The following is a 25,371-nucleotide window of genomic DNA, read 5'->3' on the forward strand; positions in this document are numbered from 1 at the left end:
CCGTCATTGCGAGGAGCCCTTGCGACGAAGCAATCCAGTCTTTTTCTTCTTGAAGACAAGAACTGGATTGCCGCGTCGCTTCGCTCTTCGCAATGACGAATGTTAATTCAATCCAGCCGGCGGTCAGACCGGCTGCAGGCCGAGCGCCTGTGCTGCCTCGATCCAGACCGGCAACTCTTTCTGATACAGCGCATTGGTCTCCTTGAAGCCCAGCGCCGGTTCGAGCACGAAAGTCTTGAGCACTTCCTTCACTTTGGGATCGCTGTTGGCGGCGACGCAAAGCTGTGCCAGCCGATCGACGATCGGCTGCGGCGTCGCCTTGGGCACGGCCCAGCCGGTGAAGCCGCTGACAGTGAAGAACTTCGACGTCGCACCCTGCTCAGGCAATGTCTTCACATTGGGAATGGCGTCGACCTTCTTCGAGTGCACGGCGAAGACAACACCGCGATCGCCTTGCAGCACAGTCTGCGCAGCGGTGTAGCTGCCCATCGCAAAATCGATCGAGCCTTCGGCCAGTCCCGTCCACATCGGCGCTTCGCCGCGATAATGGATCGGCTCGATCTTCAAACCATACTGCTTGTTGAGTTCGTTGATGGTCATGTGCGGGGCCGAGCCGACGCTATAGGTGCCAAAGTTCACCTTGTCGTTCTTGCGCGCGAAGGCGACGAAGTCCTCCAGCGTCTTGACGCCGGATTTCGGGCTGGCGACCAGCGGCAATCCGGCGCCGGGAATGACGCTGACCAGTGTCAGATCCTTGTCCATGTCATAGCCGGGCGTCTTCAGCATCACCCGGTTCATTACATAGGTGGTCGAGATGGAGCAGAGAATCGTGTGACCGTCTGGCTCGGCGCGCGCGACTTCCGCTGTGCCAATGGCGCCGGATGCACCAGCCTTGTTTTCGATGACGACAGTCTGTCCGACCTGTTTGGAAATATATTCACCGAACGCGCGCGCGAGCAGATCGGTCTGCCCGCCGGCTGGATAGCTACAAATCATGCGTATCTGCCGCGATGGCCAGGCGGCTTGCGTCGAAGCATCGCGCGCGACGAACGGCATGGCGGCGGCAGCCGACCCGGCAGCAATGAAGTGACGACGATTGATGATCGCAGACATGTTTCCCTCCGTTGTTTTTTATGACGGTACCCGATCGCTCCCTCATTCGCCACGACGATAGGCGGGACAGATTGGCGCATTGGAAAAGCAAATCGCTTCCAGCTCTGCACGTATCGGCTCACGCCATCTGGATCGAAACGCAGCGGTGCAGTAGTGTCCGCGCCAACAAAAAATGCCGGACCGTTCGGATCTGGCGCGCACATCACCTTGAGGAACGAAACACCATGGCGCGGAATATTCTGATTCTCGGAGCTTCCTACGGCTCGTTGCTGGCGACGAAGCTCCTGATGGCCGGTCATAACGTGACCCTCGTGTGCCGGAAGAAGACCGCCGAACTCATCAATCGCGATGGTACTGAAGTGCGCATCAAGCTGCGCGACGAACCGAACCACCGCGCCATCTTCTCACGCGACCTGCCAGGCAAACTGGATGCAACCTCGCCGGATCAGGTCGAGCTGTCGCGCTACGATCTGGTCGGCCTTGCGATGCAGGAACCGCAATACACCAACCACACGATCCGCGTGTTGATGATCAAGATCGCCGCGGCGAAACTGCCGTGCCTGTCGATCATGAACATGCCGCCGCTGCCCTATCTCAAGCGCATTCCGGGTCTGGCCGATATGAAGCTCGAAGAGGCCTATACCAATGCGCAGGTGTGGGAACGCTTCGATCCGGGACTGGTCACGCTGTGCTCGCCCGATCCGCAGGCCTTCCGGCCGCCGGAAGAAGCAGCGAATGTGCTTCACGTCGGCCTGCCGACGAATTTCAAGGCATCGGCCTTTGCCGATCCGGCTCACAATAAACTGCTGCGCGAACTCGAAGCGGACATCGACGCCGTGAAGCTCGATGGTCAGGACGTGCCGGTGAAGCTGAAAGTATTCGAATCGCTGTTCGTGCCGCTGGCGAAGTGGTCGATGCTACTCACGGGCAACTATCGCTGCATCACGCCTGAAGAGCCGCAGTCGATCCGCGAGGCCGTTCACGGCGATCTCAAGGTGTCGCAGTCGATCTACGAGCATGTCGATGCCGTTGCACGGCGTCTCGGCGCCGACCCCGAGGATCAGGTCCCGTTCGCCAAATACGCCAAGGCAGCGGAGAGCCTGCTCAAGCCGTCATCGGCGGCCCGTGCAGTCGCCGCCGGCGCGCCGTTTATCGAGCGGGTCGATCTTCTGGTGAAGTTGATCTCGCATCAGCTCGGCATGACCAATGCAAATATCGACCGCACGGTCGAGGTGGTCGATCAGAAGCTCAACGAGCGGCTGGAGTCCAGCGCGGGAATCTGACGCGTTATCTTGAGATCGATCAGAACATTCGCGTCGTCATTGCGAGGTGCCCTTGCGACGAAGCAATCCAGTCTTCGCTTGTCACCTTCTGGATTGCTTCGCTGCGCTCGCAATGACGGAACTTGCCTTGCTGCGAAGGACACGCGAGTCTACGCGATCGATATGATCTCAAGTTCCTGGGCGCCCGTGCCGACGACGTCACCGACGGCCTTGCCCATCAGCGATTTCGCCACCGGCGAGACAAAGGAAATCGAACCGGCCTTGGGGTCGGCTTCGTCCTCGCCCACGATCCGATAGGTCTGCACGCGTCCGTCGTTGCGGGAGAAGGTCACCGTGCTGCCAAAGGCCACGGTGTCGGTCGATGTCGGGGCTGGAACGAGCTGGGCCGTACGGACGCGGGCAGCGAAATAGCGCATGTCGCGCAGCGGGATTGCAGCCTGACGTCGCCGCTCGTTCACGTCGTCGATCGCGCTCGCCGCGTCATGGGCCTCGCGCGCCTGCTGGAGCTGCGTCTCCAGCGCCTGCAAACCCGCCTCCGTCACAAGGTTCGGATGAGGCGAGATCGGGCGGTCGGGCAGCAGGGTTTCCGCAGCCGTTTCGGCACTTTCTTCCTTGGTGAAGGCAACGCTCAATCTCGAACTCCGTATCGACGCGATCCGCTGTGACGGCGCAGGAAGCGATTACCCCATTGGTTTGTCAAAACCATGCAGAAATAGCCTGATCGCGTAAATGGCACCCGGAATTTTGCTGCTTTGCGGCACCGGGCGGCGACAAGGCAGCCCTGTTCCAGCAGAGGGGCAATCCGATTGTGTTTGCGATCTTCGGGGGTTATGCACTGGCTAGACCGATCCTAAATTGGATCGTGGACGGACCCTGCCCTGACCGCAGGGTCTAACATGCGCCAATGCCGAGCGCCGGCGGCGGTGCATTCAAGCCTCGCAGATCAAGAACGCCGTCAGGAAGGAATTCGTCGTGTCCAAGTCGCCCGTCGTCACCATCGACAACCATCCCGGCCGCTCCGCGCAGACCATTGGCATGGCGCGCGTGCTCGGCACCGATGAAACGCTCATTCATGAGCCGTCGGTGGGCGTGGTCGGCACCAAGGGCGACAGCCAGTGTTACATGGGCGTGATGTCCAAGGTGGACGCGATCCATGAGAGCCTGAAGAAGCGCATCGGTCGCGGCAAAGGCCAGCTGCCCTATCGCCTCGTGCAGCCGGAATACACCATTGCGACCTCGGACGGCATCCGCAACGGCACGCGCGAGATGCGCTATTCGCTGATCGGCCGCGAAGTCACCAATGACTCCATGAGCGAGCATCTGAGCGCCACCGGCCTGCTCGGCACCATCGCCGTGGTCGCCTGCGACAAGCCGCCAGTCGGCACGCTGGCCGCGCTGCTCGAACACAACGAGCCGGCGATCATCATGTCGGACGGCTCGATCCATCCCGGCGAGGATCCGAAGACCGGTGAGAAGCTGGACATCGTCAGCGCCTATCAGGTCGCCGGCAGTCCGGACCCGGAATATCGCCACCACATCGCCTGCCACGCATGCCCCGGTATCGGCAGCTGCGGCGGCATCTTCACCTACAACACCATGCAGACCTTCATCGGCGTGGTCGGCATGCAGCCGCTGCACATGGTGGCGCCGCCGTCCGACGATCCGCGCCGCCTGAAGGAATTCCCGGAGCAGCTCGTCAGCTATCTCTCCAACATGATCGCCAAGGGCATCAAGCCACGCGACATCGTGAGCCGTGACTCGATCCGCAACGCGGTGATCGTGTCGATGGCGATCGGCGGCTCGACGAACGTGACGCTGCATGCGCCGGAAATCGCGCGCGCCGCAGGCTTCGCCGACTTCTGGAAGGAAGTCATGACGCCGGCAGAGTTCAACTATCTGTCGCAATATCTCGTGCCGGTGCTCACCGACGCCCGCCCCTATGGCAAGTATTCGATGGTGGACATCGACAATGTCGGTGGCGTGCAGGTAATCGTGCGCGAACTGATGGAAGCCGGCCTCATCAATGGCGACGTGCTGACCTGCACCGGCGAGACGCTGGCCGAGCAGATCAAGCGCCTGGAGACCAAGCCAGCCGACGGCAAGGTCGTCTACACCGTTGCCAAGCCCTACAAGCCGACCGGTGGGTTGCGCGTGCTCGGTGGCAACCTGTCGCCGGAATTCTCCGCCATTCTCAAGCTCGCCGGTGTCGAGGGCGGCCTCGAGGACAATCTGTTCCGCGGCACTGCGCGCGTGTTCGAAGGCGAGCGCGGCCTGATCGCAGCGCTCGACAAGCATCCGGAGAAATTTGCGAACCATGACATGGTGATCGTGCGTTACGACGGCCCGGTCGGCGCGCCCGGCATGCCGGAGATGCTTGACCCGACCTCGCGCATCACCACGCTGTGCCGCGAACGCAATATCGTCGTCGGCCTGATGACCGATGCGCGCTTCTCCGGCGGCTCGGTCGGTCTGGTGATCGGCCATGTCGGACCGGAAGCAGCACTGGGCGGCGCCATCGCGCTGATCGAGGATGGCGACGAGATCATCGCGGATCTCAACGTCAACGAGTTGAACTGCACGCAGCTCAAGGATTCCGCGGTCTTCAAGCAGCGCAAGGCGGCATGGGACAAGGTGGTCGCGGACAATGGCGGCATTCATCCGAGCTGCGGCGAGGCCGATACGCGCCTCTTGCATCGCGCCCGCACCAGCGCCGTGCCCGCGACCCGCGGCGCCGGTCTGCACCCCAATCGCGAGGTTTGGGTGCGCAACCAGCGCGAAGCCACGCGTTCAGGCTTCGTGCCGAAAAATACGCATCGTCCGGAAGCCAACAAGGCTTTCTAGACCTGCGGACGGGCTCAGGGCCGGTTTGCTGCAAAGCTCCGGCCCGAGCCATTTCCCTTGATCTTCCATCAGCTCTTCCCAAAGCGGCTGGAGCATTTTTTTAAAAGAGCATGATCTCTCGACAAACGAATTCGTTTGTCGGCGAAAACCGGCATCCACTTTTCGGGATCACGCTCTAACCCTCTCCCGCTTCAAGCATTTTAAGCGCCTCGCGGTTATCGGCGGCGCGCGCATCGTCGATATAGGCGACGAGCAACCGGTTGATGGCGACCGAATCAAGCAGCCTGAATTCGCGGGGCCTGATCCAGCCGTCGAAATAGCGGTCGATATAACCGATGGGACTGTCGCGCTCCTCCACCCAAATGGGCCCGATCAGGCCTTGGGGGCGCAGTTCCCAGTAGCAGGAAATGAGCTGGCCGCCCTGGGCACCACCTTGGGCAGAGTGGCCAAGGATTCGCTGACCGTCGCGTGGCGCCTCACTCATCGGCCGAAGGAAGTGGCCGTATTCACGTAAAATCCGCTCAACCTGCATGCAACGCGATTCCATTCACGGAGGCGCCGACCGGCACCACGCAAACATCTAACGGGTCGCGCGTTTTTTGTTTCCAATGTCAGATCGGCGGCTCCGTAGCCGACGTTTGCACAGCGGTTTGAGACGTTCCAAACGTGATGCGGGAGGTTGCAGGCGATGCAGATGAAGCGTTGTGGTTTTGCCGATCACAATAAATCGATCTAGAGCAAAACCAAACTGCTGCGGGTTAGCGCTGGGTCCGCCAAACCTCTGTAAATTAAGGCATCTTTCAGCTTTTATTAAGGCGCCGATAAGCATGCCGTTGCGCCGATCCAGATCGTGTCGGGTTGTCGATTGCTGTGGCGAATGGGTGACAGCATTTTACGCAAAAGCTGTCTAAGTCCACGCCATAGACGGAGCGAACGCGCTCTCGCTCTAAAATGGTTTTCTGGAGAAGAAGAAAATGAAGAACTTCCTGATGGGCACCGTTGCCCTGATCGCTCTGGGCGCTTCGGTTCCGGCAATGGCCGCTGACCTCGCCGCTCGTCCCTACACCAAGGCTCCGGCTTACGTTGCCGCCCCGATCTACAACTGGACCGGTTTCTACATCGGCGGTCACGTCGGCGGCGCGTTCAACGGTTCGAACGGCTTCGGCGGCACCTCCGACAATTCGGATGGCCGTTTCCTCGGCGGTCTGCAGATCGGCGCTGATTACCAGTTCGCTCCGAACTGGGTCGTTGGTATCGAAGGTCAGTACAGCTGGGTTGGTTCGAACAACACCAACGTCGCTTTCCTCACCACGCCGGGCGTCACCTACAACCTGAACCAGAAGGGCCTCGGCTCGGTCACCGGTCGCATCGGTTACACCTGGGGTCCGGCACTGCTCTACGTGAAGGGCGGCTACGCTTACTCCGACTACAGCGAATCGCTGGTCACCACCGCTGGTGGCGTTCCGGTTGCCTTCGCTGGCGGCACCAAGCATGACGGTTACACCGTCGGCGCCGGCCTCGAATACCTGTTCACCCAGAACTGGTCGGGCAAGGTTGAGTACCAGTACTACGACTTCGGCAAGACCACTTTCGCTGCTCCGTCGCCCGCTGGCATCGTCGGCCTGTCGTCCAAGAACGACGAGCACACCGTCAAGGCTGGCCTGAACTACCGCTTCAACTGGGGTGGCCCGGTCGTCGCGAAGTACTGAGCTTAGCGCCTGATTTCAGGCTCTTAACTACGGAAAGGCCGGCGGAAACGCCGGCCTTTTTCGTTTTACCCTTTGGTAACCGCGCGAGCCCCGCGACAGCCAAAGGTTGCCGATTTACCCGAATATTAACCCGGTACCGACATACTCTCCGCGCGATCCGCCACCAAGACGGTGGACGCGGGGGGAATCAATGGCACTGACGTCGTTCATCGGAAAATTCGGACGGTTTCGTTTCTCGCGGCCCCGTTGGGGCATCCGCGGCAGCCTGTTCGCCGCCTTTGCGGTTATCGCGGGCATGGCGATCCTGATCAGTGCCGGCGCCGGCATGATTCTCGGTCAGCTCGGCGGCATGATGACGGACCTGAACGGCCGGGACATTCCGAAACTGACCGCTAGCCTTCAACTGGCCACCGCCAGCGAGAGCCTCGCCAGCCAGGGCCCGATGCTGCTGGCATCGAGCAGCGCCGACGTTCTGAAGGAACGCTCGCAGCGCATGCGGGATACGCACAAGATTGCAGTCGAGAAGCTCGAGGCCATCGCCAAGCTCGGCGCCGACAAGGCCGTGGTCGCTGCCCTGGCCGATACCGTCAAGAACATCGAAGACACGATTCGCAGCCTCGGCGCTGCCACCCAGGAACGTCTCGACGCCGTCGCCCAGCATCAGAAGCAATACGACTCCCTGCGCACCGCTGCAGCAAACTTCGTCAAGATGTCGGAGCCGGCCGCCACCGACGCCCAGAACGTGATGAACGACACGCTGCGGGCAACGGTCTTCTCGGCCGAAGATTCGGGCGAAGCCGCGCGTGTCATCGTGCAGGTCGGCGAAGTCGTCGCCAGCACCAACCTGATCTCGTCCGATCTGATGGCTGCACTGTCGGCCGGCTCGTCCGAAGCGCTCTCTCCGATTGAAGAGAGCTTCAAGGCCGCACAGACTCGCGTCAAATCGAATCTCGATGCCCTGGTCGGCATCAAGGGCACGAAGGAACTGAAGGAAGCGGCCTTGCAACTGCTGGCGATCGGCGACGGCAAGAACAGCGTCTTCAAGGTGCGCCAGAAAGAAATGGACACCGTCGAATACGGCGAACTCATCCTCGACGAGACGCGCAAGCTCAATGTCGGCCTCGGCATGAGCGTCAAGCAGCTGGTCGACAAGGTGCGCAGCGAAACCGACGCCGCCACGACGCAGGCACAGACGACAATCACGCTGGCGACGCAGGTGATGCTCGGCCTCGGCGCGCTGACGCTGATCGGATCGGCATTGTTCGTCTGGCTCTATGTCGGCCGCAGCATTCTGCGCCGCCTCGCGCAATTGCAGCGCGCGATGCAGCGGCTGTCCAGCGGAGATCTCGACACCGAGATCGCCCGCAGCCGCCAGCAGGACGAAATCGCGGCGATGGCAGGCACGCTCGAAGTGTTCCGCGACAGCATGATCAACGCCCGCACGCTCAGCGCGGAGCAGGATCAGGACCGCATCGCCAAGGGCGAGCGCACGTCGCGCATCGAAGCCCGCATCGTCGACTTCGAGAGCAAGGTGCGCAACGCCTTGGAGAAGCTGCAGACATCGGCCGATTCCATGCAATCGACCGCACAGAGCATGACGGCCACTGCCGATCGCTCCAGCGCGCTGGTCAGTGCCGTCGCGTCGGCCGCAGAGGAAACCTCGGTAAACGTCCAGACGGTGTCGGCCGGGACCGAGCAGCTGTCGTCATCGATCAACGAGATCAGCCGACAGGTCGTAACCTCAACCGAAATCGCCGCAAAGGCCGTCAACGAGGCCGGCGAAACCGATGCAACGATGCAGGGCCTGGCCGACAACGCCAATCGCATCAGTGTGGTGATCGATCTGATCCAGACCATCGCGTCGCAGACCAACCTCCTGGCGCTCAACGCGACCATCGAAGCGGCACGCGCGGGCGATGCAGGCCGGGGCTTCGCCGTGGTGGCTTCGGAAGTGAAGAGCCTTGCCGATCAGACCGCAAAGGCCACCGACGAGATTCGCACGCAAATCGTGTCGATGCAGCAGGTCACGTCCACCGCCGTCGGAGCGATCCGCAACATCGGGCAGACCATCGCCGAGATCAATCATGTGAGCGCTGCCATCGCCACCGCCGTCGAACAGCAAGGTGCGGCAACGCGTGAGATCGCGCGCAACATCCAGCACGCCGCCGGCGGCACCAGCGAAGTGTCGAGCAACATCATCGGCGTCAGCGATGCATCGACGCAGGCCGGCACGGCGGCCAACGACGTGCTCGGCGCCTCGGGCGAACTTCGCCGCGAGGCGGACGTTCTTCGTGCTGAAATCGACGAATTCCTGTCGAGCATCCGCGCGGCATAGGAGCGGCGATCCAGCGCATGGCTGCACCCGGCCAGCGTCATTGCTCCAGCCCTCAAAATCATGGACTGCTTTGGCAGCAGCCCATGATCGGTGGCTGCGCAGAATGTAAGGATTGCGTGAATGCCCCCAACACCCTCTGCATGGACATCGACCGAACCGCGCCACGACTGGCAGCGTCATGAAGCCCAGGCCCTGTATGACCTGCCGTTCGCAGACCTGATCTTTCAGGCGCAGAGCACCCATCGCAGTAATTTCGATCCGAATCACGTCGAGACTGCGAGCCTGCTCAGCATCAAGACCGGCGGCTGCGCGGAAGACTGCGGTTACTGCTCGCAAAGCGCCCACTACAACACGGACGTCAAGGCGACCAAGCTGATGGATCGCGACGCCGTGGTCGCCACGGCGCAGCGCGCCAAGGAAGCCGGCGCGAGCCGCTTCTGCATGGCCGCGGCCTGGCGCAATCCCAAGGACAAGGATCTCGACCGCGTCTGTGACATGGTCAGCGCGGTGAAGGATCTCGGCCTCGAGACCTGCGCGACCCTGGGCATGCTCACCGAAGATCAGGCCAAACGCCTGCAGGATGCCGGCCTCGACTTCTACAATCACAATGTCGATACCTCGCCGGAATTCTACGGCAAGATCATCACCACGCGTACGATGGAAGATCGCATCGAGACATTGGCGCGGGCGCGCCATGCCGGCCTCAAGGTCTGCTGCGGCGGTATCATCGGCATGGGCGAGCAGGTCGAGGATCGTCTGGGCATGCTGATGCTGCTGGCCAACCTGCCGCATCATCCGGACAGCGTGCCGATCAATATGTGGAACGAAGTGAAGGGCGTGCCGGTCAACGACACCGCGGAGCGCCCCGATCCGATCGCGCTGGTCCGCATGATTGCCGTGGCGCGTACCATGATGCCGAAGAGCGTGGTGCGGCTTTCCGCCGGACGGCAATATATGACCGACGAATTGCAGGCGCTGTGCTTCGTCGCCGGCGCCAATTCGATCTTCATCGGCGACGTGCTGCTGACCACGAAAAACCCCCAGACCGACCGCGACGCCAACCTGCTGGACCGGCTCGGCATGACCTCGCGGCTCGACGACGTGAGCGGAAAGAGCACGCCGGCTCTGCCGGTTACCGCTTCAGCACAGGCCGATATGCGCGCCAGCGCATAAACCCATGCCCTGCGCCAGCCGAATTTGTGCTGGCGCAGGGGTCCTTGGCCCGCTAAGCCGGATGAAAAGGACATTGTGACAGAACCGATGCATTCGAAAACAGACGCCAGCACAAAGCCAGCCGACGACCTCCGCTATCCTTGGGAGAACCATCCCGGGACCGATCAGGTGGTCGAAATTGCTCCGGGCGTTCTCTGGATCCGGCTCGATCTGCCGTTTCGCCTCAACCATGTGAACATCTATCTGCTCGCCGACGGCGATGGCTGGGCCATGGTGGATACCGGCATCGGCAATGACGCCACCATCGCTGCATGGACGAAGCTGTTCGAAGGTCCGCTGAAGGGGAAGCCGATCAGCAAGGTGATCGTCACCCACGCGCATCCCGATCATGTCGGCCAGGCCGGCTGGATGGTGCAGCGGTTCAACTGTCCCTTCTATATGTCGCAAGTCGAATATCTGCAGGGCGTCTATCACCAGCACCGCCGCACCGAAGAGCGCATCGTCAACATGCGGCAGTTCTTCCATCGCCACGGCATGGATGCAGATATCACCGAGCAATTGCTCGGCCGCGGCCAGGAATATCTGAAGAAGACGGTGCCGCTGCCGGCGGCCTATCGCCGCCTGTCCGATGGCGACGATCTCGTGATCGGCACGCGCACCTTCCGCGTGCTCACCGGCGCCGGCCATTCGCCGGATCAGGTGATGCTGTATTGCGAGGCCGACAAACTATTTTTGTCGGCCGATCAGGTGCTCAGCAAGATCTCGCCCAATGTCAGCGTCTGGGCGCATGAGCCTGACGAGAATTCGCTCGGCTCCTATCTGCATTCACTGAAGCGTCTCGCCGAGACGCTACCCGACGACGTGCTCGTGCTCCCCGGTCACGGCGTGCCATTTCACGGCCTCAAGATCCGTATCAAGCAGCTCGCCGATCATCATGAAGAGCGCTGCCAGATGATCGCCACCGCATGCAAGGATGCCGGCAAGACCTCGGCCGAGCTGGTGCCGGTAGTCTTTCATAAGCACAAGCTGGATGCCCACCAGACCGGATTTGCCGCCGGCGAATTGATCGCCCACGTCAATCACATGCTGGCGCAGAAGCGGCTGACCTCGACAATGGGCGCCGATGGCATGCTGCGGTTCAAATCGGCGTAACCTGCAGCGCAGCAAAAATTCGTGAATGACCTCAGGCTCTTGATGCACATCAAAAGCCGCGGCGCTTGGTCAAATTGACCAATTGCGCCTCGACAGCCAAGCTGGAAAAGCTCTAAAACGCACCTGACGCTGGGTTCGGGTTTCGTTTTTTGGGTCTTTTGCGATGGATTACAGCAAGTTCTTCAGTGACGCGCTCAATCGTTTGCATGACGAGCGCCGCTATCGTGTCTTCGCCGATCTCGAGCGCATTGCCGGCCGGTTCCCGCATGCGGTCTGGCACACGCCCCAAGGCCCACGCAATGTCGTGATCTGGTGCTCCAACGACTACCTCGGCATGGGCCAACACCCGAAAGTGGTCGGTGCCATGGTCGAAACCGCGACCCGCGTCGGCACCGGCGCCGGCGGCACCCGCAATATCGCAGGCACCCATCATCCGCTGGTGCAGCTCGAGGAAGAACTCGCCGACCTCCACGGCAAGCAGGCGGCACTGCTCTTCACCTCGGGCTATGTCTCGAACCAGACCGGCATTTCCACGCTCGCCAAGCTGATGCCGAATTGCCTGATCCTGTCCGACGCGCTGAATCATAACTCGATGATCGAAGGCATCCGGCAGGCCGGCTGCGACCGCGTTGTGTTCCGCCATAACGACGTCGCGCATCTCGAGGAACTGCTGAAGGCCGCCGACCCCGCGCGTCCGAAGCTGATCGCTTGTGAGAGCCTGTATTCGATGGACGGCGACGTCGCGCCGCTGGCTGCGATCTGTGATCTCGCCGAGCGCTATGGCGCGATGACCTATGTGGATGAAGTCCATGCGGTCGGCATGTATGGTCCGCGCGGCGGCGGCATCGCCGAGCGCGACGGCGTGATGCATCGCATCGACGTGCTCGAAGGCACGCTCGCCAAAGCCTATGGCTGCCTCGGCGGCTATATCGCAGCAAACAAGGACATTGTAGACGCCGTGCGCTCCTATGCGCCGGGCTTTATCTTCACCACCGCATTGCCGCCGGCGATCTGCTCGGCCGCGACCGCGGCGATCAAGCACCTGAAGAGCTCGAGCTGGGAACGCGAACGCCATCAGGACCGCGCTGCGCGGGTCAAGGCGATCCTCACCGCGGCCGGCATTCCGGTGATGTCCACCGACACCCATATCGTGCCGGTGTTCGTCGGCGATGCCGAACTTTGCAAGAAGGCCTGCGATCTGCTGCTCGAAGATCACGGCATCTACATCCAGCCGATCAACTATCCGACCGTCGCCAAGGGCGCCGAGCGCCTCCGCATCACGCCGTCGCCCTATCACGACGACGTGCTGATCGATCATCTCGCAGAATCGCTGCTGCAGGTGTGGGATGAACTCGGCCTGCCCCTGCGCACCAAGGCGCTGGCAGCGGAGTAGCCGCTCTACTCTACCCCTCATGGTGAGGAGGCGCGAAGCGCCGTCTCGAACCATGAGATCGCATAGCTCCTAGCCTGCGGCCATCCTTCGAGACGCGCGCTTTGCGCGCTCCTCAGGATGAGGGTAGAGCTTGTTGCGGCTCATCAACAGGACATTCCTCCCTTGGACATCATCTGGAAAGGTATTCTCGGCGGACTGCTCACCGCCCTGATTGCCTGGTTGTCCAAACGGGGCAACACGCTGCCCGGCATTCTGCCGTTGTTTCCGACCTTTGCGATCATTGCGCTTCTCATCGTCGGCGCAAAAGGCGACAGCGCGGGCTTCCGGGAAGCCTGCATGGCCGGTGCGAAGACCATTCCGGCCTATCTCGCTTTTCTCGGCATCTGCTATCTCACGGTCGGCACGTTCGATTACCGCCTCGCTCTGCTGGCCGGCGTGACCGCGTGGCTGTTCATTATCCTGATCGCCTTTTTCGGCCCGCGCTGGATTTAACGACGATCCGGCATTCCCCGGCGTCCGGCCAAATCCCTGTCGCCTGCACCGGCGCAACCAGCTAGATTTTCGCCCGACGGACGGGCTTGCGCCCGCCAAAGGGAGCACGCACGATGCTGCACGACTGGGGCGTGATTGTTGCCGCCCTCTGCTACATCGGATTTCTGTTTTGCGTCGCCAGCTATGGCGACCGAATCGCGCTGTTCCAGAGCGGCCGCGCCAAGGCCGTCATCTATCCGCTGTCGCTGGCGATCTATTGCACGTCATGGACGTTCTTCGGCTCGGTCGGCGTAGCGAGCCGGACCAGCGTGGATTTCCTCGCGATCTATGTCGGCCCGATCCTGTTCTTTGCGTTCTTCTCGCCCGTGCTGCGGCGTGTAATCCATCTCGCCAAGACCCAGAACATCACCTCGATCGCCGACTTCATCGCCGCACGTTACGGCAAGAGCCAGGCCGTCGCCGCCACCGTGGCCGTGATCGCCATCATCGGGTCGGTTCCGTACATCGCGCTGCAGCTGAAAGCCGTGGCGTCGTCGCTGGAAACCATCCTCGGCGAAGACAAGGCCATTGCCGGCGTTCCCATCGTCGGCGACATGGCACTGGTCGTAACGCTGGCCATGGCAATGTTCGCCGTGCTGTTCGGCACAAGGCAGACCAATGCGACCGAACATCAGCACGGCCTGATGCTCGCCGTGGCTACCGAATCCATCGTCAAACTGGTGGTGTTCATCATCGCCGGCGCCTTCGTGACATTCTGGATGTTCGGCCCCTCGGAGCTGGTCGAGCGCGCGATGAAGACGCCAGAGGCGATGCGCGCCATCAACTATGTGCCGTCGTTCGGCAATTTCCTCACGATGGTGCTGCTGTCGTTCTGCGCCATCATGCTGCTGCCCCGGCAGTTCCACGTCAGCGTCGTCGAGAATTCCAGCGACTCCGAAGTGAGCCGCGCGCGCTGGCTGTTTCCCACCTATCTGATCGCCATCAACCTGTTCGTCATTCCGATCGCCCTGGCCGGCCTCGTGACCTTTCCGTTCGGCGCCGTCGACAGCGACATGTATGTGCTGGCGCTGCCGATCGAAGCCGGCTCCAGCGCACTCAGCATGGCGGTGTTCATCGGCGGCTTATCGGCTGCCACCGCGATGGTGATCGTCGAATGCGTTGCGCTGGCCATCATGGTGTCCAACGATATCGTGTTGCCACTGGTCTTGCGGCGCGGACCGCAGACGCAGAATGAGCAGACCGACTTCGGCAACTTCCTGCTCAAGGCGCGGCGCTTCTCGATCTTCGCCATCATGGTGATGGCCTATTTCTATTTCCGCGCGCTCGGCAATACGCAACTGGCCGCCATCGGCCTGCTGTCATTTGCCGCCATCGCGCAACTCGCTCCAGCCTTCTTCGGCGGGCTGATCTGGCGGCGCGCGACCGCCCGCGGCGCCATGGGTGGCATGGTGGTCGGCTTCATCGTCTGGGCCTATACGCTGTTCATCCCGAGCTTCCTTGAAGGCAGCACAGCAGGCGTCCTGTTCCTGCAGCACGGCCCCTTCGGCATCGAGGCGTTGCGGCCGCAGGACCTGCTTGGCACCGAACTACCGCCGCTGCTGCACGGCACGCTCTGGAGCCTATCGCTCAATATCCTGACCTATATCGTGCTGTCGCTGATGCGGGCCCCGTCGTCGATCGAACGACTGCAGGCCGATGTCTTCGTACCCAACACGCTGGCGCCGATCACACCGGCGTTCCGGCGCTGGCGGACCACGGTGACGGTGCAGGATATCCTCAGCACCGTGACCCAATATCTCGGCCCGGACCGCGCGCGCGAATCCTTCGATGCTTTCGCCACCCGTCGCCGTGTCGATCTCGATCCGGCTGCGCCTGCGGATTTCGAACTGCTGCAACACGCAGAATATCTGATCGCATCATCGATCGGCGCAGCCTCGTCCCGCGTGGTGATGTCGCTACTGCTGCGCAAGCGCACGGTGTCGGCCAAGGCGGCCCTGAAGCTGCTCGACGATTCGCATGCGGCGCTGCATTTCAATCGCGAGATCCTGCAGACCGCGCTCAATCACGTCCGCCAGGGCATCGCCGTCTTTAACCCCGACCTGCAGCTGATCGTCTCCAACCGGCAGTTCGGCGAACTGCTCGGCCTGCCACCGCAGATCGTACAGATCGGCATTCCGCTGCGCGAGATTCTGGAGTTCATCGGCATCCAGAGCGCATCGCCTTACGGCGACAGCGAAACCCTGACACAGGCGCGGCTGGCTGCCTACACGACTGAGGGTGAGCCTTATCTTGAACGTCTTCAGGACCGCCAGATCGTCATCGAAGTGCGTACCAACAAGATGCCGGATGGCGGGCTCGTGCTGACCTTCTCCGACGTCACGCCCAGCTTCGAGGCAGCAGAGGCGCTGGAGCGCGCCAATGCCACGCTCGAAAAACGCGTCCGCGACCGCACCGAGGAACTGACGCGACTGAATTCCGAATTGGCGCTCGCCAAGAGCACCGCGGAAGACGCCAATATCTCGAAGACCCGCTTTCTGGCCGCTGCCAGCCACGACATTCTGCAGCCGCTTAACGCCGCACGGCTCTACGTCACCAGCCTGGTCGAACGAAAAAGCGGCGGCGAGGATGCGCGGCTGGTCGAGAATATCGACGACTCGCTGGAGGCCATCGAGGAAATCCTCGGCGCCCTGCTCGACATTTCGCGCCTGGATGCGGGCGCCATGAGCCCTGCGATTTCGAGTTTCCGCATCGGCGACCTGATGCGCTCACTCGAGATCGAATATGCACCGATCGCGCACGCCCGCGGCGTGAAGCTCACATTCGTGCCGTGCTCACTGCCCGTCGAATCCGATCGCCTGATGCTGCGGCGTCTGCTGCAGAACCTGATCTCGAACGCGATCAAATACACGCCGCATGGCCGCGTGCTGGTCGGCTGCCGGCGCCGCGGCAAGGCCTTGCAGATTGGCATCTACGATACCGGTGTCGGCATTCCGATCCTCAAGCGTGGCGAGATCTTCAAAGAATTTCACCGGCTCGAACAGGGCGCGCGGATCGCGCGTGGGCTCGGGCTCGGTCTGTCGATTGTCAAACGTCTCGCGCATGTGCTCAATCACGGCATCGCGCTGGATTCCAATCGCAGCGGCGGCTCGTTCTTCTCGGTGACGGTGCCGGTGGCCAAGGCGATCAATCACACCACCGCGGTCACCAGCGCAACACCGCTGTCGAAGTCACCGATGTCGGGCACGCTCGTTGTCTGTATCGAGAACGACATGGCGATTCTCGATGGCATGAAGACGCTGCTGCAGGCCTGGGGAGCCGAGGTCATCGCAGTCGCTGATCCGGAAGCCGCGATGAACGCGATTGCCGAAATCCAGGCCTCAGGCCGACGCCTCACGGGCTTGCTGGTCGATTACCATCTCGACCGCGGCAACGGCGTCGCCGCGATCCGGGAAATCCGCAACCGTTTCGGCAAGGAGATCCCGGCCATCCTGATCACCGCCGACCGCAGCCCGCATGTGCAGTCCGCCGCGCGCCAGGACAAGATCGCTGTGCTGAACAAGCCGGTGAAGCCGGCGTCGCTGCGCGCTCTGCTCGGGCAATGGCGCACGCAGCAGATGATCGCGGCGGAGTAGGGCTCTGCCCTCATCCTGAGGAGCGACATCTTCGTCGCGTCTCGAAGGATGGTGTCTTAGCATTTCATGGTTCGAGACGGCGCAAGTGCGCCTCCTCACCATGAGGCCGGAGCGATATCGCTACTGCTGCGGGGTCTGTTCGCCCTGGCGCCACTGGCCGCCAGCGATCTTCGCGGCAGCGATGACAGCCTGCGTGCGGCTCTCGACACCGAGCTTCTGCAGGATCGCCGAGACATGCGCCTTGATGGTCGCCTCGGACACGCCAAGCTCATAGGCGATCTGCTTGTTGAGGAGCCCTTCCGACAGCATCATCAGCACGCGGACCTGCTGCGGCGTCAGCGTCACCAGCCGATCGCGCAGTTTACTCATTTCCGGATCGGCCGCTGCGGACATGTCGACGTCCGGCGGAACCCAGACGTCGCCGTCCATCACCTTCACGATGGCATCGCGCAGCGTATCGACCCCGAAACGCTTTGGAATGAAACCGGACGCACCAAAGTCCAGCGATTGGCGGATCGTGCCGACATCGTCGCTGGCCGAGACAATGACCACCGGAATTGCGGGATACTGTGCTCGGAGGTAAATCAGCCCCGAGAAGCCTCTGATCCCCGGCATCGACAGATCGAGCAAGATCAGATCGACGTCGGAGTCCTGTTCCAGCAGCTTGGTCAGATCCTCGAACGTACCGGCTTCATCGACCGTGGTCGTCGGCAGCACACTGCTGACCGCCTGCCGCAATGCACCGCGGAACAACGGATGATCGTCGGCAATAATGAGGCGCGAGGGAGCGATAACGGTCATCAAAATCCATGTAAAAATCTTGCGGCAAACCAGCGACCGCGTTGAGACGACGCGCAAAAGCGCATTTCGCCACAAGTGTCCCCCGCGCGACAACGTCTTGCAAGCGTCCAATGCTGCCACGCGGTAAATTGGTGAACAGGGACCATTGTGCGCCGCAATATTTCATATGCACGCGCACGTCGGGAAGGACGGTTTCGCCACTGCGACGTCTGCGCACAGCCCCCTTGCGCACGGCCTAAAGTCGTATTGGGTCGCATTTCCCCGCAATGCTACCTTTTGCATCGAAGTTCTCTGCAATGAGCCGACAGAAGTTCGGCGCAGCGAGCGAGAAGCCACAATAAATTTTGCAACGGATTTGGGGAGCGATTCAAACATGTCCACCATCGCAGCAACATCGGCGAAAGCCCAGGGGATGACGAAGGACGAACGCTTCGTCATCTTCGCGTCATCGCTCGGCACTGTTTTCGAATGGTATGACTTCTACCTGTTCGGCTCGCTGGCCGGCATCATCGGCGCGCAGTTCTTCGGCGTGATCGATCCCGCCACCAAGCTGCCGATGTTCAATCAGGCCACACGCGACATCTTCGCGCTGCTGGCATTCGCCGCGGGCTTCATCGTTCGTCCGTTTGGCGCCATCGTGTTCGGACGCGTCGGCGACATCGTCGGCCGCAAATACACGTTCCTCGTCACCATCCTCATCATGGGCCTGTCGACCTTCATCGTCGGCATCCTGCCTAACGCAGCGACCATCGGCATCGCGGCTCCGATCATCCTGATCGGCCTGCGCCTGCTACAGGGCCTTGCGCTCGGCGGCGAGTATGGCGGCGCGGCGACTTACGTGGCGGAACATTCGCCGCCCGGCAAGCGCGGTTACTACACATCGTTCATTCAGACCACCGCCACACTCGGCCTGTTCCTGTCGCTGCTCGTGATCCTGTTCACGCGGTCGGCGCTGGGCGAGGGCGAATTCGCCGCCTGGGGCTGGCGTATTCCGTTCCTGGTCTCGGTGGTTCTGCTCGGCATCTCGGTCTGGATCCGTCTGCGCCTGAATGAATCGCCCGTGTTCCAGAAGATGAAGGACGAAGGCAAGGGCTCCAAGGCTCCGCTGACCGAAGCCTTCGGCAACTGGAGCAACGCCAAGATCGTGCTGATCGCACTGTTCGGCGGCGTGATGGGCCAGGGCGTGGTCTGGTACACCGGCCAGTTCTACGCGCTGTTCTTCATGCAATCGATCCTCAAGGTCGACGGCTACACCGCGAACCTCCTGATCGCGTGGTCGCTGCTGCTCGGAACCGGCTTCTTCGTGTTCTGGGGCGCCCTGTCCGACAAGATCGGCCGCAAGCCGATCATTCTGGCAGGCTGCCTGATCGCAGCGCTGACCTTCTTCCCGATCTTCCGGATGATCACCACCAACGCCAACCCCACGCTGGAAAAGGCGATCGAGACGGTGAAGGTGGAAGTCGTTTCGGATCCCGCGCTGTGCGGCGATCTGTTCAACCCGGTCGGCACCCGCGTGTTCTCCACGCCTTGCGACACGGCCCGCGCCTATCTGGCCCAGTCGTCGGTCAAGTACTCGACCGCCTACGGTGCGGCAGGCTCCGGCGTGAAGGTCGTCGTCAACGGCAAGGACGTGCCCTACACCGCAGCGGCGGCGTCAAACCCGCAGGTTCTCGCAGCGGTTCAGGCGGCGGGCTATCCCAAGGCGGGCGACGCGCAGATCGTGAAGATGGCGCATCCGTTCGATATCTTCCGTCCGCAGGTCGCGGCGGTGATCGGACTGCTGTTCGTCCTCGTGCTGTTCGTGACCATGGTCTACGGGCCGATCGCGGCAATGCTGGTCGAACTGTTCCCGACCAAGATCCGCTACACCTCGATGTCGCTGCCCTACCACATCGGCAACGGCTGGTTCGGCGGACTTCTCCCGGCGACCGCCTTCGCCATCGTGGCCTCGACCGGCGATATCTATGCCGGCTTGTGGTACCCGATCATCTTCGCGGCGATCACCGTGGTCATCGGCTTCTTCTTCCTGCCGGAGACCAAGGACGTCGATATCGGCGCGAACTAATCTCTCCCCGCCGGCAGCCAAGCTGCCGGCGGACACCACGACGACAAATCGGCCGCGGAGCAATCCGCGGCCTTTTTTTTGTTTCGGCAGATCTGCGAGCGTCAGGTCGCGCCGACGAACTGCAGCACCACCTCGCGGCGATGCGGGCGGGCGCGGTGTTCGATCAGATAAATGCCCTGCCAGGTTCCAAGCGCGAGCTTACCTGACAGAACGGGGATGTGCAGCGAGGTTGCGGTCAGCATGGTACGAACATGCGCCGGCATGTCGTCGGGACCCTCCGTGTCGTGCGTCCAGTTAAAATCCTGCGGCGCGAGGCGCTCGAGCGTTGTCATGAGATCGACCAGCACGGAAGGATCGGCGTTTTCCTGAATGGTGAGCGACGCGGAGGTGTGGCGGATGAACAGCGTCAACGCACCTTCACGGGCACCGATCTCGCTCAGGAATTTGCCGACCTCGCGGGTGATATCAATGAAGCCGGTACCGGATGTCTGCACAGTCAGCAGCGACGACACGACAGTTTCGATGCGAACTGCAGACGGCGCGCTGTGCGTGATGGATCTGGCAGATGTCACGACGCTAACCTTTCGACTGGTGGATCTTCTGATGAACCAAAACGCGCATATGGCGTTCCCACTTCAATCAGGATGAACAAGGGAAAACGCCATGAAGCCTAAAACATCAAGGGACATTCCGGGGCCGGGTCCACGCAAGGACGAACAGCGCGCACAAGAGAAAGCTGTCATCAAGGACGCAGACAAGACCGATCAAGCCGATCGCGACACCATCCATGGCGACGGCGACGATATCGGGCTCGACCGCAAATAAGAGCTGCGCACTGCGTTAATCGTCGGAGCTAACCACGTCTGCGCGGTGAATTTCATCGCCTTCCTCGTTGCGGACGGAAATGGCGAAGTGCTTGCCGCGGAGTTCGGGCCTGATCTTGTAAATATCGCCTGCGAGCTTGTCGGCGACCTCGGCGGCCAGCAATTCATTGCGCAAAATCTGCCCGGAAGCGTCGGGCACGGTCGTCCCGTCAACCAGATCGAAATAAAATCTCGGCATCAAAGTGGCCTCCCTTGAGTCGAAAAAATGTACGATTTGGCTCCTGTCTGCTTGTGCTGAACTATTCTCGATATCGCGGCAAAAGGCCCCGCGCATATCAATCAACGATGTGGGCACCGCCATCCGTAGCGCAACTGGCAGCGCTCAGATCTTCCCGCTGGAATCGCGCTGGATGCGGCTGGCCATGTCGACAAGGCGACGCCACGCGTTTTCGACAAAGGCCATGACCCGATCGACATCGCGTTCGCTCGGCAGCGGAATCTCGATCTTCCTCTCGCCATCCGCACTCCCTGACTTCCCGGGCTTTAGCGAATCCTGTTTCGGGAGCGCTTCATCGGTCTTGCCGGCGACGGCTGGACCGCGCTGGGCAAGCTCCGCCTTCAGCTTGTCGTTGTCCTTCTGTAACCGCCCGATTTCGGTATCGAGCGCGGCCCGTTCGTCCGGCAAGACATAGCAGGCCCAGCCCGATCCCTTATCCGTGCAGGTCGAAACTGTGCCGGTGCGGGTATCCAGGCGGATGACGCCTTCAGCGATCGGCGACAGTGAATAACGGCCATTCTCGATATCCGGGAGCGCCTGCGCAGACGCACTGACAATCCCGGTCATCAGCACCGCGCCAACCCGCGCGGCGTACCGCATGGGCTGTCCGGGGGAGGCAAAACGCATCACAGCATTCTTCATGGAGATGCTCCGCGTTGCGAGTTCGGGGCGATAGCCGCCTTTACTCTCAGATGTGCTCAGATTTGAGATTTGAAAGGCGCTCGCTTTGCCTTCAACGCATCAGCCAGCAATTCGAGCCGGTCCTGCCCCCAAAATACTTCACCGTTGAGCACATAGGCCGGCGAGCCGAACACGTCAGCCGCAATCGCCTCCTGACGGTTCTGTTCGTATTTCGCAGCCACATCGCTGGACGCCGCGCGCTCTAGCAGTTGCGCGCCCGGCAGCCCCGAATCATCCGCCAGCCTGGTCAGCACGGCTACGTCGCCGAGATTGAGCTGACCTTCCCAGACCGCAGGAAATGCGCGGCGCAGGAACGGGTCCGGATCGTGTCCGGCCTCGATCGCCGCGATCACCAGACCATCGGCGAGCCGGCCATCGAATGGCCAGTTCTTCGGCTGCAGATGGAAATCGAGACCGCGCTTGTCGCGCCAGCGCTGCAATTCAAGCATCCGATAGCGCTGCCGCACCGGATGACGCTTGCCGAGCGGCAGGCCGCCGGTTTCCGAAAACAGCTCGCCGAGAAATACCGGTTTATGATTCACCTTGAGATCATAAGTACTTACGAGATCGCGAAAGAGCGTGTGGCCGATATAGGCCCAGGGCGATGGCAGCGAAAAATAGTAGTCGATCTCTTGAGACATTCCGGGCTCCGGCAGGGGCATTTTCAAACTCTGCGGTACTCCAACAGAGCGCCCTGCGCCGTGCAAGATAGATCACCTCGAAAGTCATTCTTGCGCTGCGGCGATCCCGCGCAGCGGGATTCGAATTTCGCCAATAAAATCAAATGAATCAAAGCACTAACAGGCGATCAGCGAATCTTGACTTGGCAAGATGCGCTAAGTATGGTCCGCCCGGCTTTGAAGGGTGACGGGGCGTTATTTCCAGCATTTGCAGCGTTATTTCGAGTGTCGCAAGCATGACGAACGGCACACGGGACGATGACAGTGAACGCGGAAACGATAGCAAATCGTCTCCCGATGAGGCTGCGCTTTCCGCAAGGCTCGGAAGTCTGAATCAGCGTCTGTCCAAACTTCAGGATGAGCGCAAACTCCAGACTGACCAATCCGAAACTGGAAGCGGAAACGCGCAGTCCAGGGCATCGGCCATGGCGGTGGGTCTCCGTCTTTCTTCGGAACTGGTCGCGGGCGTCGTCGTCGGAACGATTCTGGGCTGGGGCTTCGATCGTTTGCTGTCGACATCGCCGTGGGGGCTGATTGTTCTCATGCTGCTCGGCTTCGTCGCCGGCGTGATGAACGTGATGCGCTCGGCTGGTGTCGGGAAAAAAGCGGAATAAGAAATTCGCGCCCAAGACCTTTGCGTCGTTGGCGCAGCATTTGAGTGCCGGCTGTCCGGCAAGGAAACGCCGGACGTTCCGGCCGAATTGAAAGACCGACGTGGATGGCCGATCCGATCCATCAATTTGAGATCCACAAGATCTTCACCCTGGGCCATATCGGCAATCAGGAAATCGCCTTCACCAACTCATCGGCCTATATGTTCGGCGCCGTCGCCGTCGTGTCGCTGCTGATGATCGGCGGCAGCGCCGGACGTGCGCTGATCCCGAGCCGTTTCCAGTCGGTCGCCGAGCTGTCCTACGAATTCGTCTCGAATACGGTGCGCAGTAGCATCGGCGAAGAAGGGATGAAGTTCTTCCCGTTCGTGTTCTCGCTGTTCATGTTCATCCTGACGGCGAATCTGATCGGCATCATCCCCTATACCTTCACCGTCACCAGCCATCTGATCGTCGCCGTCGCGCTGGCATTGATGGTGTTCCTGACCGTGCTGCTCTACGGCCTCTACAAAAACGGTCTCGGCTTTTTCAAGCTGTTCGTGCCGCACGGTATTCCGATTTACATCCTACCGCTGGTCACGGTGATCGAGGTGATCTCGTTCCTGTCCCGCCCGGTGTCGCATTCGGTTCGTCTGTTCGCCAACATGCTGGCCGGCCACATCACGCTGAAGGTTTTTGCCGGCTTCGTGACCTCGCTCAGCGCACTCGGCGCACTCGGCATTTTCGGTTCGGTGCTGCCGCTGGCCATGACCACCGCGCTGACCGCGCTGGAGCTGCTGGTCGCCTTCCTGCAGGCCTATGTGTTCACGATCCTGACCTGCATCTATCTCAACGACGCACTTCATCCGGGCCACTAACCACTATTCTCTAAGTGACCTGGGGAATTCCATCCCTCAACCGTCTTAATCCCTATCCCAAGAAGGAGTTTTACTATGGATCCCATCGCAGCGAAGTACATCGGCGCCGGCATTGCTTGTCTCGGCATGGGTGGCGCTGGCATCGGCGTCGGCATGATCTTCAGCCAGTTCCTCAACGGTGCGCTCCGCAATCCGTCGGCTTCCCAGGGCCAGTTCGCTAACCTGATCTTCGGCTTCGCCGTGACCGAAGCGCTCGGCATCTTCTCGCTGCTGATCGCGCTGCTGCTGCTGTTCGCCGTCTAAGCTGAAAACGGATCCGGTTGCCGCTCCGTCCTGGAGCGCTTCCGATCGATAAGGAGACTGCTGTGGCTGAAGGTCAGGGCAAATCCAAGGGCGCCGATCACGGGACTGCCGCACACACTGCGGCAGACGGTGGTCACAAGGCGTCGTTTCCGCCGTTCGAGAGCAACACCTTCGCTTCACAGCTGGTGTCGTTCGCGATCGCGTTCGGCTTGCTCTATCTGATCGTGTCGCGTCTGGCGCTGCCCCGCGTCGGCGGCGTGCTTGCGGCCCGTCAGCAGGTTCTCGATACGGACCTGAACGAAGCCGCCAAGCTCAAGGGCGATTCCGACGCTGCATTGAAGGCTTACGAAACCGAACTCGCCAATGCCCGCGCCAAGGCGCAGGCGATGGCGACCGAGGTTCGTGAGAAGCTCAATGCAGAACAGGAAGCCGCCAAGGCGAAGCTCGAAGAGAGCCTTGCCAGCAAGCTTGCTGCGGCGGAGCAGACCATTGCCACCACCCGCGCAACGGCGATGGGCAATGTGCGCAGCATTGCTGCGGACACGGCCTCGGCGATCGTCGAACGCCTGACGGGCATCAGCCCGGATGCAGGCGCCGTCAACGCCGCGCTCGACGCGTCGCTGAAAGGATAAACGGATGTTCGGACTTCAAGCTGAATTCTGGGTCGCCGTCGCTTTTGTCCTTCTGATGGCGGTTTTCGGCTGGTTCGGTATTCACCGCACCATCCTGACGGCGCTCGACCACCGCAGCGTCCGCATCAAGCAGGAACTCGACGACGCCCGTCGCCTGCGTGATGAAGCCGCCGCGCTGCTCGCAGACTACAAGAAGCGTCATGCAGCGGCCGAGCGCGAAGCGCAGGACATCATCACTTCTGCCAAGGAAGAGGCCGAGCGCATTGCCGCGGAAGCCAAGACCAAGATGGAAGATTTTGTCGCTCGCCGCACCAAGAGCGCAGAGGGCAAGATCGCAATGGCGGAAGCCCAGGCTATCGCAGACGTTCGCGCAGCCGCAGCCGAAGCCGCAGTGAATGCCGCAGCCTCGGTGCTGTCGCAGTCCGTAAAGGGCTCGGTGGCCGACGACCTGATCGCCAAGGGTATCGGCGAGGTTCGCTCCAAGCTGAACTAAGCGAAAGACTTCAAACTGAAAAAG

24 protein-coding genes are annotated in these 25,371 nt (G+C 61.4%); 16 read left to right on the top strand and 8 right to left on the bottom strand.

All coding sequences use genetic code 11. The annotated features are described in order from the left end of the window. Window positions 1-123 precede the first annotated feature (123 nt). Window positions 124-1,113, bottom strand: a complete 990-nt coding sequence (locus tag AB8A38_RS16695) for a Bug family tripartite tricarboxylate transporter substrate binding protein (RefSeq protein ID WP_439086719.1) — start codon at window positions 1,111-1,113, stop codon at window positions 124-126. Between the two features lie 224 nt (window positions 1,114-1,337). Here AB8A38_RS16695 and AB8A38_RS16700 point away from each other — a divergent pair, with 224 nt between their 5' ends. Beyond that, window positions 1,338-2,396 carry a ketopantoate reductase family protein gene (locus AB8A38_RS16700; protein WP_439086720.1) on the top strand — a complete coding sequence of 353 codons (1,059 nt, stop codon included), beginning with the start codon at window positions 1,338-1,340 and terminating at the stop codon, window positions 2,394-2,396. 149 nt (window positions 2,397-2,545) lie between these two features. Here the strand turns inward: AB8A38_RS16700 and greA are convergent, their stop codons facing one another. Further along, window positions 2,546-3,028 (bottom strand): transcription elongation factor GreA, encoded by a 483-nt coding sequence (greA, locus tag AB8A38_RS16705; protein ID WP_439086721.1) that lies wholly within the window; start codon window positions 3,026-3,028, stop codon window positions 2,546-2,548. Window positions 3,029-3,368: 340 nt separating this feature from the next. Between greA and AB8A38_RS16710 the strand changes: the two genes are divergently transcribed. After that, the gene (locus tag AB8A38_RS16710) at window positions 3,369-5,237 is read left to right on the top strand and encodes a dihydroxy-acid dehydratase domain-containing protein (protein ID WP_439086722.1); all 1,869 of its coding nucleotides are present in this window, start codon (window positions 3,369-3,371) and stop codon (window positions 5,235-5,237) included. 175 nt (window positions 5,238-5,412) lie between these two features. Here the strand turns inward: AB8A38_RS16710 and AB8A38_RS16715 are convergent, their stop codons facing one another. Further along, window positions 5,413-5,769 (bottom strand): hypothetical protein, encoded by a 357-nt coding sequence (locus tag AB8A38_RS16715; RefSeq protein ID WP_439086723.1) that lies wholly within the window; start codon window positions 5,767-5,769, stop codon window positions 5,413-5,415. Window positions 5,770-6,211: 442 nt separating this feature from the next. Here AB8A38_RS16715 and AB8A38_RS16720 point away from each other — a divergent pair, with 442 nt between their 5' ends. From AB8A38_RS16720 to AB8A38_RS16750, 7 genes are all read left to right on the top strand, one after another. Further along, the gene (locus AB8A38_RS16720; RefSeq protein ID WP_089266850.1) at window positions 6,212-6,946 is read left to right on the top strand and encodes an outer membrane protein; all 735 of its coding nucleotides are present in this window, start codon (window positions 6,212-6,214) and stop codon (window positions 6,944-6,946) included. Between the two features lie 190 nt (window positions 6,947-7,136). Next, entirely contained in the window at window positions 7,137-9,281 is a 2,145-nt protein-coding gene (locus tag AB8A38_RS16725) for a methyl-accepting chemotaxis protein (protein WP_439086724.1), read from the top strand. Between the two features lie 120 nt (window positions 9,282-9,401). Further along, the gene (gene bioB, locus AB8A38_RS16730) at window positions 9,402-10,454 is read left to right on the top strand and encodes a biotin synthase BioB (RefSeq protein WP_439086725.1); all 1,053 of its coding nucleotides are present in this window, start codon (window positions 9,402-9,404) and stop codon (window positions 10,452-10,454) included. Between the two features lie 87 nt (window positions 10,455-10,541). Then, complete coding sequence (locus tag AB8A38_RS16735; protein ID WP_315840345.1) at window positions 10,542-11,606, top strand: MBL fold metallo-hydrolase; 1,065 nt, start codon at window positions 10,542-10,544, stop codon at window positions 11,604-11,606. Between the two features lie 163 nt (window positions 11,607-11,769). Then, complete coding sequence (hemA, locus tag AB8A38_RS16740) at window positions 11,770-12,999, top strand: 5-aminolevulinate synthase (RefSeq protein ID WP_089266846.1); 1,230 nt, start codon at window positions 11,770-11,772, stop codon at window positions 12,997-12,999. A gap of 162 nt (window positions 13,000-13,161) precedes the next feature. Continuing rightward, complete coding sequence (locus AB8A38_RS16745) at window positions 13,162-13,491, top strand: GlpM family protein (RefSeq protein ID WP_068732644.1); 330 nt, start codon at window positions 13,162-13,164, stop codon at window positions 13,489-13,491. 113 nt (window positions 13,492-13,604) lie between these two features. Further along, complete coding sequence (locus AB8A38_RS16750) at window positions 13,605-17,123, top strand: hybrid sensor histidine kinase/response regulator (protein WP_439086726.1); 3,519 nt, start codon at window positions 13,605-13,607, stop codon at window positions 17,121-17,123. Window positions 17,124-17,243: 120 nt separating this feature from the next. Here the strand turns inward: AB8A38_RS16750 and AB8A38_RS16755 are convergent, their stop codons facing one another. After that, complete coding sequence (locus tag AB8A38_RS16755; protein ID WP_315840343.1) at window positions 17,244-17,924, bottom strand: response regulator transcription factor; 681 nt, start codon at window positions 17,922-17,924, stop codon at window positions 17,244-17,246. A gap of 412 nt (window positions 17,925-18,336) precedes the next feature. Here AB8A38_RS16755 and AB8A38_RS16760 point away from each other — a divergent pair, with 412 nt between their 5' ends. Further along, window positions 18,337-19,989, top strand: a complete 1,653-nt coding sequence (locus tag AB8A38_RS16760) for an MFS transporter (protein ID WP_439088543.1) — start codon at window positions 18,337-18,339, stop codon at window positions 19,987-19,989. Between the two features lie 101 nt (window positions 19,990-20,090). On the opposite strand, the gene AB8A38_RS16765 is transcribed toward AB8A38_RS16760, so the two are convergent. Next, on the bottom strand, window positions 20,091-20,561 hold the full coding sequence (locus AB8A38_RS16765; protein ID WP_439086727.1) for a secondary thiamine-phosphate synthase enzyme YjbQ: 471 nt from the start codon (window positions 20,559-20,561) through the stop codon (window positions 20,091-20,093). Between the two features lie 91 nt (window positions 20,562-20,652). Here AB8A38_RS16765 and AB8A38_RS16770 point away from each other — a divergent pair, with 91 nt between their 5' ends. Further along, window positions 20,653-20,814 (top strand): hypothetical protein, encoded by a 162-nt coding sequence (locus tag AB8A38_RS16770; RefSeq protein ID WP_315840340.1) that lies wholly within the window; start codon window positions 20,653-20,655, stop codon window positions 20,812-20,814. A gap of 15 nt (window positions 20,815-20,829) precedes the next feature. Here AB8A38_RS16770 and AB8A38_RS16775 read toward each other — a convergent pair whose 3' ends face one another. The 3 genes from AB8A38_RS16775 to AB8A38_RS16785 all read right to left on the bottom strand — a co-directional run bounded on the left by AB8A38_RS16775 (window position 20,830) and on the right by AB8A38_RS16785 (window position 22,412). Beyond that, window positions 20,830-21,051 (bottom strand): DUF6894 family protein, encoded by a 222-nt coding sequence (locus tag AB8A38_RS16775; RefSeq protein WP_068732634.1) that lies wholly within the window; start codon window positions 21,049-21,051, stop codon window positions 20,830-20,832. A 144-nt stretch (window positions 21,052-21,195) separates the two neighbouring features. Beyond that, on the bottom strand, window positions 21,196-21,690 hold the full coding sequence (locus AB8A38_RS16780; RefSeq protein ID WP_315840339.1) for a hypothetical protein: 495 nt from the start codon (window positions 21,688-21,690) through the stop codon (window positions 21,196-21,198). Between the two features lie 98 nt (window positions 21,691-21,788). Continuing rightward, a complete protein-coding gene (locus tag AB8A38_RS16785; RefSeq protein WP_439086728.1) occupies window positions 21,789-22,412 on the bottom strand; it encodes a 2-hydroxychromene-2-carboxylate isomerase in 624 nt (207 codons plus the stop codon). Between the two features lie 275 nt (window positions 22,413-22,687). Here AB8A38_RS16785 and AB8A38_RS16790 point away from each other — a divergent pair, with 275 nt between their 5' ends. The 5 genes from AB8A38_RS16790 to AB8A38_RS16810 all read left to right on the top strand — a co-directional run bounded on the left by AB8A38_RS16790 (window position 22,688) and on the right by AB8A38_RS16810 (window position 25,347). Then, complete coding sequence (locus tag AB8A38_RS16790) at window positions 22,688-23,065, top strand: AtpZ/AtpI family protein (protein WP_439086729.1); 378 nt, start codon at window positions 22,688-22,690, stop codon at window positions 23,063-23,065. Window positions 23,066-23,169: 104 nt separating this feature from the next. Further along, entirely contained in the window at window positions 23,170-23,919 is a 750-nt protein-coding gene (locus AB8A38_RS16795) for a F0F1 ATP synthase subunit A (protein ID WP_439086730.1), read from the top strand. A 75-nt stretch (window positions 23,920-23,994) separates the two neighbouring features. After that, on the top strand, window positions 23,995-24,222 hold the full coding sequence (locus tag AB8A38_RS16800; protein ID WP_068732626.1) for a F0F1 ATP synthase subunit C: 228 nt from the start codon (window positions 23,995-23,997) through the stop codon (window positions 24,220-24,222). Window positions 24,223-24,284: 62 nt separating this feature from the next. Next, the gene (locus AB8A38_RS16805) at window positions 24,285-24,854 is read left to right on the top strand and encodes a F0F1 ATP synthase subunit B family protein (RefSeq protein ID WP_439086731.1); all 570 of its coding nucleotides are present in this window, start codon (window positions 24,285-24,287) and stop codon (window positions 24,852-24,854) included. Window positions 24,855-24,858: 4 nt separating this feature from the next. After that, entirely contained in the window at window positions 24,859-25,347 is a 489-nt protein-coding gene (locus AB8A38_RS16810; protein ID WP_068732624.1) for a F0F1 ATP synthase subunit B family protein, read from the top strand. Window positions 25,348-25,371: the final 24 nt, after the last annotated feature.

The organism is Tardiphaga sp. 839_C3_N1_4 (assembly GCF_051811045.1).
GTDB lineage: Bacteria > Pseudomonadota > Alphaproteobacteria > Rhizobiales > Xanthobacteraceae > Tardiphaga.